Genomic DNA, 12,178 nt, shown 5'->3' with positions numbered 1-12,178 from the left:
GCTTGCAATAGTTTTTTGTGACAAATATCACATCAGATTTTACAGCTTGTCTTGGATCCTAGTTGCAGCTTAGATTTGACGCTAATGCCTAATAATCATGCATTGTTTGCACTTGTATGGAAGTATATTTTAAGTGTAAGACTAGATGGGTACAACGTCTCACTCACATAAGCGTAGCTTTAATAAATTTCAATGCAAATTATTAAAAGCCTGCGCATTTTCCTTGGCAAACAAATCTATAGCATGGCATTGAGTACTCAGATTTCACGATAAAAAAGCACCACAGATACTGCATCTGATTACATTATGGACGCGATTAATGCTTGCAAGCCATAGGCAATTTGAGGTCTACTGCTATTTAGCATATGTTGCACTTTATGAGCGCTCATAACGTTTATAGCTATGTCTTAAGCTATCATGAGGAAACAAAAGTAGTTTTCATAAGATAGGATCGGTTGACTTAGTCATCTTACAAGGCGAGCGTATTTATGAGTACACAGATTTCACAAGAGTCCATTAAGGCAGCACAGCTTTTAAATGACAACGGCTTTGAGCTTAAAGGCCGTGGCATCTTACCAGCTATTGGCTTTGGTACTTGGGCATTAGCTGGCGGCGATGAGTGCGTCAAGTTGGTCAGAGATGCCATTTTATGCGGCTATCGCCTAATCGACGGTGCAGCATTATATGGTAATGAAGTTGAGGTGGGTAAGGGTATTGCTGCCTCTGGCGTCGATCGTGAAGAGCTATTTATCACCTCTAAGGTCAAAGAGGACGATATGGGTTATCAGTCCACTAAGGATGCTTTCTTTAAAACTTTAACGGATTTAGATCTTGAGTATCTCGACCTGTATCTGATTCACTGGCCAGCAAGTGAAAGCAACAATCCTAAGGCTCATGAGCTCAATTTGGCAACTTGGAAAGCCATGACAGAGCTGTACGAAGAAGGCTACATCATGAACATCGGTGTCTCTAACTTCAAAGAGCACCATCTTATGCCGCTGATGGAGACCAAGGTTAAGCCAATGGTAAATCAGTTAGAGATTCACCCAGGCTTTACTCAGCTTGAGTTAGTGCGTTTCTGTCAGGCTAATGAAATTGTACCTGAGGCATGGAGCCCAATGGGTCGTCAACGTGTCTTTGACAATGACGTATTAAAGGCCATTGCATCAGAGTGCAATCGTACTGTAGCTCAAGTATGTCTGCGCTTTGTTAATCAGCTTGGCATTCCATCCATTCCAAAGTCATCGACCATTGAGCGTATGAAGCAAAACATGGATATCTTTGACTTTGAGCTTTCTGATGAGCAGATGGAGCGAATCTTAGTTTTAGATGAGCAAAACTTAGGCTTCTCTGGTCTTGATCCAGACAAGAAATAGTTTGCCATTACCACTTTTTACCCAAGAAAAAAGCCCCATAGTTCATCACTACGGGGCTTTTTTCATGTCCTACGAGCTAATATAGCTTACTTAAGCAAGCTGAGCTCTAGTCCTGCTTGCCAATCTCTGCACTGTCAGCAGTGTCTGCATTTTCAGAGCTGCCTGCACTTTCAGTGCTATTAGCAGGGCCTGCATTATCAGCTTGTGTAGCTGCATCTGCCGGCTCGGTTACAGTGTCATTAGCTCTGGCAGCATCTGCCTGAGTGTTATCAGGATTTACTGCTGCGGTAGCTACTTTATCTGACTCTTGTGAGCTTGGTGCACTTGAGGTAGTGTCGTTAGCGTCATTTGCCTCAGCTGTTGCATCGAAGGTCTCAAGACGACGCAGACGGGCCATATAGAAGCCATCAAAGCCAGAAGATGGCCAAATGTGCTCTTCAGCCTCAAGAACGAACTCACCTGGGTGATTGGCTAAGAATGCCTTAACTTGCTTTTCGTTCTCGCTTGGCAGGATTGAGCAAGTAGAGTAAACAACCTTACCGCCAACCTTGACCATGCGGCTGTAGCGCTCAAGAATGTCAGCTTGAATCTTCTTAAGCTCAATTAAACGTGGCTGAATATCGGCCCACTTAGAGTCAGCGGTACGACGTAGCACGCCTAAACCAGAGCAAGGAGCATCGATAATCACACGATCGGCATGACCATACAGACGCTTAATGACTTTAGTTGAGTCGATGACGCGAGTTTCGATGTTAAAAGCACCAGCACGACGTGCACGAGCCTTAAGCTCATCTAACTTCCAGCCCTCAATATCCATGGCAATTAAAGAGCCCTTGCCATTCATTAAGGCAGCTAAGTGCAGAGTCTTACCACCAGAGCCGGCGCAGGTATCGATAACACGCATACCTGGAGCAACCTCTAAGAATGGGGCGATTAACTGAGAGCCAGCATCTTGCTGCTCAAACTTACCCTCGCGGAAAGCTAAGGTACGGAATAAGGCAGCATTAGAAGTAACTTCAAGTGCAGTGTGAACACCCTTAACTGACTTAGTTACTACGCCTTCTTCTGATAAAGCTGCAGCAAGCTCGTCACGAGTGGTCTTGAGGGTATTAACACGGATAAAACGTGGAGCGGCCTCGCCTAAAGCCTTACGCTCAGCTGGCCACTTGTCCTTAAGCTCACGGGAGCAGAGCTCTTCAAGATAGAAAGGACAGCCCTCATTGTACAGTGGGTGTGCAATCGCCTCTTCAATACGCTTTTTAAGGCCAGTACGGTCAAAGCCTTCGGCATTAAGCTCAGGCAGTGGCCAGCCTTCAGTTGCGTAATAAGAGAGAATGAGGCGGTTTACGTGACGCTCAAAGTCAGATGGACGCTTTAAGCCTGCAACGTGTGCATAAAAAGACAGGCGGCGGAACATGGCGTTGATGTGACGAATCACAAAGCCTTGTTCTACTGCAGGGATCTTTACCTTAGCAAACCACATGGCATAAGACTTATCGAGCGGCTTCTTATCTACTAAAGCAGAGTTAAGAATGCTCTGTACTAAGCGCATCTGGAAAGTAGTAAAGCCTGGCTTTCTTGGAATCTTATCGTTGACGATCTCTTTGCGACGAGGCACTACGATCTTCTTGCCATCTTTACCCTTGTTAAGACCTTCACGACGGTTAGAAAAGGAACGCTCGCTACGTCCTTGCTTGTCAACACCGTCGTTAAAAGAGCGCTTGGAGCGATCTTTATTGAATGAGCGAGTGCCATGCTCTGCATGAGTATTGTCAGAGTGACGCTTGTCGTGATCGGTAAAGTGAGGCTTAAAGTGTACTTGCTCGCCACTTGGAGCATCTTCTCTAAATACTTTCGCTCCCTTGTTGAAGTTTGTAGAAGAAGTCTTCTTTACAAACTTGCTGTTAAATGACTTAGGGCGATCAGAGCGATTTTTCTGAGTGTTAGAGCGTTCTGTTTTGTTAAAGGTGGAAGTACGTGACTTGCTTGAGCGCTTATCACGCTGAGAAGTACCGGCATCAAATGGCATGGTGGCTTGTTTATCCTGTTCTAACTTACTTGAGAACGCGCCTGAGCGCTCTTAATCTAGCTTCATTTAAGAATGTGCCGCCAAATTGAAACACTAATCGTTCAGCGCAATAAGACGAGACGCTGAGTACAGGCGAGCGGCAAAGAGAGCTACTTTTTAGTAGAAAGTAATGAGATACGCAAACTACCCTAGGTAGCTAACGTATTTTGTTTGTGCAAACGTTAATTATAGCATCTTTTGATCACACATAGTCACAAAGACTTATGTGATGATCTAAGATCTTTTGCCAAGCGCTAGGCAACTTAGTCATAAGACAAAGCTTAAAAGTAGCATTTACCTTATGAGCGCAAATTAGTATGAACAATGAAATACAAACTCAAGTACGAATAATGTAATACAAGATCTTGAGCTTTTAATGGCTTTTGGGCCTTTATTGGGTGGGCAAAACGTGATCTTAGATGGAATAAAAGCTTTGAGGCATCAAAGAGCGCCTCGATATGTCGATTAAATCACATACCCCATAATGAAAATCAAGCATACTGTGCAAATCTTTGGCTAATGCCTTAGTGCTATTAAATCTTTTGCAAAGGTATTGGCACTATCAAGTCTTTGGCAAAGGTATTGGCACTATCAAGTCTTTTGCAAAGGTATTGGCACTATCAAATCTTTAGCAAAAGCAACAGCTCTAAAAATGTTAGCCAAGCTACAGTTCTTTGAGCAGCTAAAGTGTAGTTAGCTAATCTATGCAAGGGCGCTAAATAAGGCAAAGATTTAAGCGCTTTGTTGGAGCAAAACGCTCCATACGAACAAGAAAATACCTCGTTGCAAGATAATTTTGCATCTTAGTGCTGATGCATGCTGTATTTGCCTAGTTTTTTGGATAGAATGCCATATCTTTTACTAAAGCACAGGCCTTATCTAGCAGTTGTAGATAAGTTTAGGTGCTTGTAAATTTGATGCCATATTTATGCGCAAAGGCGTGATGGCATGGCTTAAGATCTTTTAGGTGTGTGCTACCAAACATACATAAGTGGTTACATGCTTATTAAAAGTGAGCATGAGGACTAGTTAGCTTGGTACTAGTTGTAGTCAGACTAGCAGTTAACTTCCATCCTTGCTGCTGTAAGAATGTATGGTTGTCATGGTGGACACGATGCTAAGCATCATTGACCATTGTTTGACATTAAAAGCAGTGGTGCGATGGCTTAATCATTTAGCAGCATCGGTGTTGGATTAGATTGCAAATTTGATGTTGAGCTTGCAAAAGTAAGTGCTTTTAAAAGCACCGAAGCTCATCTTATTTGCTAAACGATTGCCTGTACTGACTATCAGGCGTGGAGAGTTATATGTCAGAGCGCGTGCGCCAAGATGCGGTTTCAAGCGAAATTGTAAGCTACATTAAACGCATGATCAGCACCGGCAAATGGCCTGTAGGCAGTAAGATTCCATCAGAGAATATGCTGCGTGATCGTCTTAACGTGTCACGTACGTCTCTGCGCAGCGCCATTATGCAGTTATCAGCTCTGAATGTGCTCAAGGCCAAGCAGGGTGTTGGCACTTTTGTTATCTCTGAGTTACACGAAGATGCAATCTTCGAAGGCACTGGTAAGAACTTAGCTGTCAAAAAGGAAATCGTGCAGATTCTTGAGTTTCTCAAGATCGTAGCTCCAACAGCTATCTTCATTGAGATGAAGAAGTTCAATAAGTGCTTTTCAGGTATGGACAAGCAATTAGCTGCCGCTGTAGAAAATCAGCGTGCTTTAGCAGCTACTAATCAAGCTGAGTTCTTAGTGGCTTGCTTTGAGTTCCACACCATGATCTTTAACAATATCGTTAATGAGTTTGTTAAGAAGACCGTAACAGAGGGTATTGCACGTCTGCAAAATGCAGTTTCATCACTGCAGCCTACCATCTCCACTCAGGTTATTCTGACCCTCCACAATAAGCTCATCCAAGCTATTATTGAAGAGGATGCCAAGAGAGCATCTCACGTACTCAAGAAGCTCTACACTTACCTCACCGCTCACGATTACCTGCGCTCCTTAGCCTAGTACCAATCGCCAAGCTAATACGCATAAGCAAAAGTAAAAAGCCCCAGCCGTGATCCACTACTGGTATGGACAAACAAAAAGCCCCAGCCGTAATCCACTACTGGTATGGACAAACAAAAAGCCCCAGCCGTAATCCACGACTGGGGCTTTTTGTATCTGTAGTGTGCTTTAGCGTTCTTTGGCTGTTAAGCCCAATTATTTATTATTGGATTGAGCTTGATTGTCTGAGTCCATACCAGCAAGTTGATCTACAGTAGCCCAGCATTGAGCAACAAACTTATCCATAAAGTACTGCACTTCTGGCATACGCTGACAGTAGTCAGCTAGCACTTTATCTAAGCCTTCTTTTACATGAGTAAACTCTGTATTGTTAAAGCGTAGCTCATCATTGGCTTTGATATAGGCTGAGAGAATATCTGCAGCCTTTACGATTTCTTTGAGTTCATGATCAGCTTCGTTTTGCACGATCAGATGATGAAAATCCTCTCTTAGCTCTTCAGGCAAGGTATTCACACACTCAAGCTCTGCACGATGCTCAATCATCTTGTACTGCTTAGTAAACTCAGGATTGAGGTATTTAGTCTTGGAATTGAGATCTTGAAGCTTGGTCTCTGATACCTCATGGTACAGGGCAAGTACTGCTACGCGCTCAGCATTGACGTTGCCGTTAAACAGGCGATTTTTAATGATCGCGAGCATATGAGCAATGACAGCAGTTTGATGGCTGTGCTCAGAGACATTTTCAGAACGAAAGCAATGCATGAGAGCCCAGCGTTTGATGAGCGACATGCGAACAATCCAAGCTAAAAAGGTCGATCCTTTCTTGAAGATTTTGCCCATCACATCCTCCTAATGATCTCGATGTTCAAAAGACTCATCCTTAGCATAACACCCTTACAAGTATTTTCACCTTAAGTGCAAATAAACTCCTAAAACACGATATAAATCGTGTTTTGCTAAGCTAAAGATGTTGAGCAGCTAAGTTTTAAACAACGTTTAGTGATGCTAACTAAGATTACTTTTGAGGTGGTGAGGCTTACGATATCTATCTGATGTATGCCTGTCTGATACCCAACTGTATGGTGTTGATGCTTATTAGCTACGTATTTCTTTGTTTGGAGCTACGGTTTGCGTTGCGAGGCTAAATCTTTGAAGATGCCGTCTATCTAAAAGGGATATGGTATGGAGGCCGGACAGGTACTACGGCGCGGGCGATTACGGGGATGGGATTGATCAAGATGATTAAAGATATGACCAAGGCTAAAGGACAGATCGTGCCTTTAGCCATGGTTTTTAAAATTAGTTTAGATCTGCTCGTGCTCGGCAGAGAGGTAGCAACCTAAGACCTTGAGGTTGCCAGTTAAGTCCTTGAGCTTTTGCATGATGTTTTGCATAGCAGTGGTGTTGAGGTTGGCCTCAACATCGGCAAAGAAGATCTCTTCCCAAGCATCACGATTTTTAGCCTCTAAAGGACGAGAGTAGAGCTTGGTTAAGTTAATCTTGGCATCGTTAAACTCATTGAGCACTGCGATTAAAGATCCTGGAGTGTACTTCTTGGTGCTAAAGAGAATGGAGGTCTTAGCAGCCATAGTTGATGGAATATCAACAGGAGTCTTGCTAAGAATAATAAAGCGAGTGTAGTTATTCTTGTTATTTGCAATATCACTCATTAAAGAATTGAGTGAGTAATAGCAGGCAGCATGCTTAGAACCAAGAGCTACTGCAGATGGATCGTTTTGCTGCTTAACAATGCTCATAGCCTCAGAGGACGAGTCGGTATATACGATGTTAGCGTGACTTAAATGCTCCTTGATGAATTTAGAACATTGAGCTACTGGCTGAGGATGTGAGTAAATGGTCTTGATGGTCTTAAAGTCAAAGGCATCATTTTCGCCATTTGGAGGAGGAACTACTGACAGCAAGGAGTGATCAATTGGATAGAAGATCTCACCGGTGATGAAGGCATTCATGGACTGCATTGTGTCCACTGCCTCATTGATAGAGCCTGAGTTGGAGTTTTCAATTGGCAGCACACCGTACTCGCAAGCACCGCTCTCAACCTTGTAGACAATTTCGTCAAAAGAGGAGCAAGAGTGCTCTTCCATACGCGATGAGTAGTTTGCAAAGTAGTGCTGTGTAGCTAAATGGGAGTAAGTACCCTTAGTGCCTAAATAGGCAACAGATGTAGAGCGGGTGATGTCTTTGCCGTTGATCTTATCTACGATATAGCTTTGCTCATAAGATACAGTATGAGCCATGATCTTTTCATAGATTTCACGGATCATGACTGGAGATATGCCGCTTTGAGTTGCTCTATCCATTAAAGTGGCGATCTTCTGGGCTTCACGCTGCTTATCGACAATGCGCTGATCGTGATGGAGCTTGTAGATAGCTACATCGGTAGCAACGGCCTGTCGCTCCTGCAGTAACTTAATGATTTTGCTATCAATCTCATCAATCGCGTCACGACAATCAAGTAAATCGCGCATGTCCTCTCCTCGTACTACAACTATTGGTACTTACTATAGTGCATTAATCTTAGGTGAAAGACTGCATCATTACAATGAAACGGCCCTAATTGGCACTATTTGAGGCAGCGTATGAACCTTTTTGCATCGCTAGCACCATCTTAGAACCCATTATTAGCAACAAATGACGCCGCATCTTACTCATATGCATACCGTGCTCATATGCATGCGTTGCGCTGCATAGTGCTTATATGCATACCCTGCGCATGTGCAAGTGCTTATATGCATACCCTGCGTATGTGCATGTGTTTCACGGTATCTTAGTTATATGCATGCGTTGCGCTGCATCGTGTTCATATGTAGCGGAGCGGCATTGCATGAATGAGGCTATGAGCTGTTACTGGACCTTGTCTAGCTTATGTGGTTTATGGGGAGCTTGGATTTTTTTTCTTTATGTGTATGTGCGTACTTTAGCTTTGAGGCGGGCAAACAAAAGCCCCCAAAGGATGGCCAGTGGGGGCTTTTGAGAATTAAAACATTCTTGTAAAGCTAGGCACTCTTGTTAGTGTGCTGAGCTTTTTTGTATCTACTACTCGCGCTTGGATAAGAGCTTTAAGATCTCAAGGTAGAGCCAGCAGATAGTTACGAGTAATGAGAAGGCGCAGTAAGACTCGAAGTACTTAGGCAGCTCATGCTCTTCAACGCAAGAACCAATCATTTCAAAATCAAGTACTAAACTGAAAGCAGCAATGGTGCAAACAATTAAGGAAATGATAATGGAGATTGGGCCGCTATCTGGCAGCAGCCTGAAGCCAAAGAGGCTTAATAAGATGTTGAGGGTGTATAAAATAGCAACACCAACAACAGCGCCAGTAATAACAGCACGGAAGCGAGCAGTTGGAACAATTACCTTGAACTTCCAGAGAGCTAACATGCTTAATACCACTACGAAAGTGGACATAACAGCAGTAGATACGATGCCTGGGTATTTGAGTTCAAAAGTAGCACTGATGCAGCCTAAAGCAACACCTTCTGCAACAGCATAAGCTGGAGCAGTGAAGTTAGAGTACTGTGGCTTAAAGATAGTGACAAAGGCAATGATTACAGAAACAATGACTGAACCAATTAACAGAGCATTTGGAGTAGCTCCGTTTTGGAACATGTAGCCAAAGCTGTAGAGCATGCTGAAGTAACCGACAACAAAGGTCAGTGCAACAAGCAAAATGGCCTTAGTGGTAGCGCCTCTAACGGTGGCGACTTCGCCGACACCGCCAAAGTTATAAGCACCGGAGGCGGCTTTATCAAGCACACCCATTGCCGGATTTGAAGTGTTCATCCAAGGGCTCCTGAATTATGAACGTTTTGATCGCAAAGCAGATGCTTTGAGAACAATCTAAATTGTGAAAGTTAGAAAGATGTGCACCAAACGAAATGCTTAAAGTATGAGCATTCATTAAGTACAACGGATCTGCAGTTTCTAACTGTGTTGAGCTAGATAGTCTAGCATCAATTAGTCTGAGATTTTACCAAAGTTATACAGCTGCTCAATTCTTTAAGTTCATTTTTTGGCGTTAGCTCATGCAAAAGTACACTTATTCATACTCAAGGTTGTCCTCATGGATCCATAAAGGTGCATTTTTTACTTATGCTTCTAAACGAAATGGCATAAATATGTGCTTTTAAGCTGCCAATAGCTAGTGGTAAGCGATCTGCCTTTAGTAGCTTGAAGACATACGCTTTTTCGCTTATATATCAGCATTGGCTTAAAAAATGTGAGATTGGTTTCGTTTCACTTGTATACTAGTTTACAAGTGTTATTATGCAGCGTAATCTAAACTCGAGCACATTAGATATATGTGCCGTTTTTAAGGTGCTGTAGCATGACAATATGCTTTACACAAGGCACTTTTATACGTAAAGATAACGACTAGTATTAGAGCAAAGTACAGGAGTCATTATGGCAAAGGGCTTATTGCTTGCTGGCGAGCCAATGGGTTTGTTAATCGCTCAAAGCGAGGGATCTCTAGATAGCGTTGCAGGTTTTACGCTTGCTGTTGCCGGAGCAGAGTTTAACGTAGCCACAGGCGCTGCTCGTTTAGGTCATTTTGTTTCCTACTTAACCAAGCTAGGTAACGATCCTTTTGGCACTCGTATCACTAATACATTAACTGCCAATAAGATCGATAGCTCCAATGTGCTGACCTCAGATACTAACACCACTGGCTTTATGCTTAAAAGCAAGGTAAGCAAGGGTGATCCTGAGATCTTCTATTTCCGTAAAGGATCTGCGGCCTCTACCTTAGATGCATCTGATGTTGAGAAGATCGACTTTAGCAAGTTTGATTATGTACATCTAACAGGCATTTTCCCAGCGCTGACTGATTCAACTCGCGCAGCCATGATGGCTCTCATTAAAAAAGCTAAAGAGCTTGGTTTGTTTATTTCCTTTGACCCTAACTTACGTCCGCAGTTATGGCCATCTCAAGAGGTTATGGTTAAGACCTTAAACGAACTTGCCTCTTATGCTGACTTAGTACTGCCAGGTTGTGGTGAGGGTAAGATCTTATGCGGTAGTGAAGACCCATCTAAGATCAATGACTTCTACCGCTCATTAGGCGCACGTATGGTCGTCACCAAGCTAGGTCCTGATGGTGCCTTAGTGCGTGAAGGTGACAATGAGTACAAGGTACCTGGCTTTATTATTGATAAGGTCGTAGATACTGTAGGCGCGGGCGATGGCTTTGCTTGCGGTGTTATCACCGGTCTTATGGAAGGTTTAAGCCTTGAAAAGGCTGTGGAGCGTGGTGCGGCTATTGGTGCTATTCAATGCACCTTTGCTGGCGATAACGAGGGATTGCCAACTCAAGAGCAACTTAAAGAGTTTATGCAAAGCCACAAGCGCGTTGCTCTTTAAGCATTAATTCTTCTTATCACAGTCAATAAGAACCCTGTAAGTTTATGTGTGTATCTACTCTAATGAGAGATATTTTGCACCAAACTCTCATAGCACTGCTTAATCAATGCTTTAAATTGGGGTGATACACTCATGGTTGTGTTGCATTGATCCAATAGTTGCATTCTGCTTTGTTGCTAGACCTCAAAGTTGTATTAAACTTAGGTAGATTGCAGAACAATGCTGTTTTGTGCGTGTTGCTAGCTCACGGAGCAGTTATTAAGAATAGACAGCAGAGGAATAATCATGTCTGAAATTTTTGAGCGCATTAGTGAGTACGGTATCGTTCCACTCGTAACTTTAGACAGTGCTGATGATGCAGTACCTTTAGCTCGTGCGTTAGTTGAAGGCGGTATCCCAGTTGCCGAGGTTACTTTCCGTACTGCTGCAGGTGCTGAGTCTATCAAGCGTATTGCAGCTGAAGTTCCTGAGATTATGGTAGGTGCTGGTACCGTTCATACTGTTGATCAGGCTAAAGAGACCTTAGACAATGGCGGTCAGTTCATTATCACCCCAGGCTTTAACGAGAAGGTAGTTGACTGGTGTGTTAAGAACGAAATTCCAGTATGCCCTGGTACTGTAGCTCCTTCTGATATTGAAGCTGCTATGAACTATGGTCTTAAGGTTGTTAAGTTCTTCCCTGCTGAGGCCTATGGTGGCATCAACACCTTAAAGAATCTTGCTGCTCCATTTAGCGGTATCAAGTTTGTACCAACTGGCGGTATCGGTATGCACAACTTAACCGAATACCTCGACCTGCCTAATGTAGCTGCTGTTGGTGGTTCTTTTGTTCCTCCTGCAAAGTTAGTTAAGGAAAAGGATTGGGAAGGTGTTAAGGCAACCTGCCGTGAGATCATGAACAAGGTATTTGATTTCACCGTTGGTCACGTTGGTATCAATGCTGGTACCGAAGAGAATGCTAACGCTGTTCACAAGCGTATCGATGAGCTCTTTGAGTCAGGCCGTTTCGAGACCCCACTTGCTATCTTCTCAGGCAATCTCGTTGAGATCATGAAGCGTCCATTCGTAGGTCAAAATGGTCACATCTGTGTTGATACTCGCGATCTTACTCGTGCTTTAGCTATGCTTAGCCGTAAGGGTGTTGAGTTCGATCCAGAGCTATTCATGTACGATGCTAAGGGCAATCTGGTTACTGCCTACATGAAAGAAGAGATTGGTGGCTTTGCATTCCACGTACGCCAGCGTCCTAAGAAGAAGTAATCAACACAATACTTCATCTTTAAAGCAAAGAAGTACTAGCTTTGCTTCATGGCCTAAGTATTAGGTATTAAAGACAGCTT

The 12,178-nt window shown here is 43.3% G+C and carries 8 protein-coding genes; 4 read left to right on the top strand and 4 right to left on the bottom strand.

What is annotated here, in order from left to right; translation table 11 throughout:
- Nucleotides 1–488: 488 nt before the first annotated feature.
- Complete coding sequence (locus H524_RS0106805) at nucleotides 489–1,376, top strand: aldo/keto reductase (protein ID WP_027939681.1); 888 nt, start codon at nucleotides 489–491, stop codon at nucleotides 1,374–1,376.
- A 106-nt stretch (nucleotides 1,377–1,482) separates the two neighbouring features.
- Here the strand turns inward: H524_RS0106805 and H524_RS14700 are convergent, their stop codons facing one another.
- Nucleotides 1,483–3,405 (bottom strand): RsmB/NOP family class I SAM-dependent RNA methyltransferase, encoded by a 1,923-nt coding sequence (locus tag H524_RS14700; protein ID WP_245580447.1) that lies wholly within the window; start codon nucleotides 3,403–3,405, stop codon nucleotides 1,483–1,485.
- 1,346 nt (nucleotides 3,406–4,751) lie between these two features.
- Between H524_RS14700 and H524_RS0106795 the strand changes: the two genes are divergently transcribed.
- Complete coding sequence (locus H524_RS0106795) at nucleotides 4,752–5,456, top strand: FadR/GntR family transcriptional regulator (RefSeq protein ID WP_027939680.1); 705 nt, start codon at nucleotides 4,752–4,754, stop codon at nucleotides 5,454–5,456.
- Between the two features lie 195 nt (nucleotides 5,457–5,651).
- Here the strand turns inward: H524_RS0106795 and yfbR are convergent, their stop codons facing one another.
- The 3 genes from yfbR to H524_RS0106780 form a co-directional block, all read right to left on the bottom strand.
- Nucleotides 5,652–6,296, bottom strand: coding sequence for a 5'-deoxynucleotidase (gene yfbR / locus H524_RS14695; RefSeq protein WP_044121677.1), 645 nt, complete (start codon nucleotides 6,294–6,296; stop codon nucleotides 5,652–5,654).
- 464 nt (nucleotides 6,297–6,760) lie between these two features.
- Nucleotides 6,761–7,945: a prephenate dehydratase gene (gene pheA, locus H524_RS0106785; RefSeq protein WP_027939679.1), complete on the bottom strand. Its 1,185-nt coding sequence runs from the start codon at nucleotides 7,943–7,945 to the stop codon at nucleotides 6,761–6,763.
- Nucleotides 7,946–8,513: 568 nt separating this feature from the next.
- Nucleotides 8,514–9,260, bottom strand: coding sequence for a Bax inhibitor-1/YccA family protein (locus H524_RS0106780; protein ID WP_027939678.1), 747 nt, complete (start codon nucleotides 9,258–9,260; stop codon nucleotides 8,514–8,516).
- 621 nt (nucleotides 9,261–9,881) lie between these two features.
- Between H524_RS0106780 and H524_RS0106775 the strand changes: the two genes are divergently transcribed.
- Nucleotides 9,882–10,838, top strand: coding sequence for a sugar kinase (locus H524_RS0106775; protein WP_027939677.1), 957 nt, complete (start codon nucleotides 9,882–9,884; stop codon nucleotides 10,836–10,838).
- A gap of 285 nt (nucleotides 10,839–11,123) precedes the next feature.
- A complete protein-coding gene (eda, locus tag H524_RS0106770; protein ID WP_027939676.1) occupies nucleotides 11,124–12,098 on the top strand; it encodes a bifunctional 4-hydroxy-2-oxoglutarate aldolase/2-dehydro-3-deoxy-phosphogluconate aldolase in 975 nt (324 codons plus the stop codon).
- The last annotated feature ends 80 nt before the right edge of the window (nucleotides 12,099–12,178 follow it).

This window comes from Anaerobiospirillum succiniciproducens DSM 6400 (genome assembly GCF_000482845.1).
GTDB lineage: Bacteria > Pseudomonadota > Gammaproteobacteria > Enterobacterales > Succinivibrionaceae > Anaerobiospirillum > Anaerobiospirillum succiniciproducens.
The sequence above is the reverse complement of the archived record's forward strand: the minus strand, read 5'-3'. Positions and strand labels throughout refer to the sequence as shown.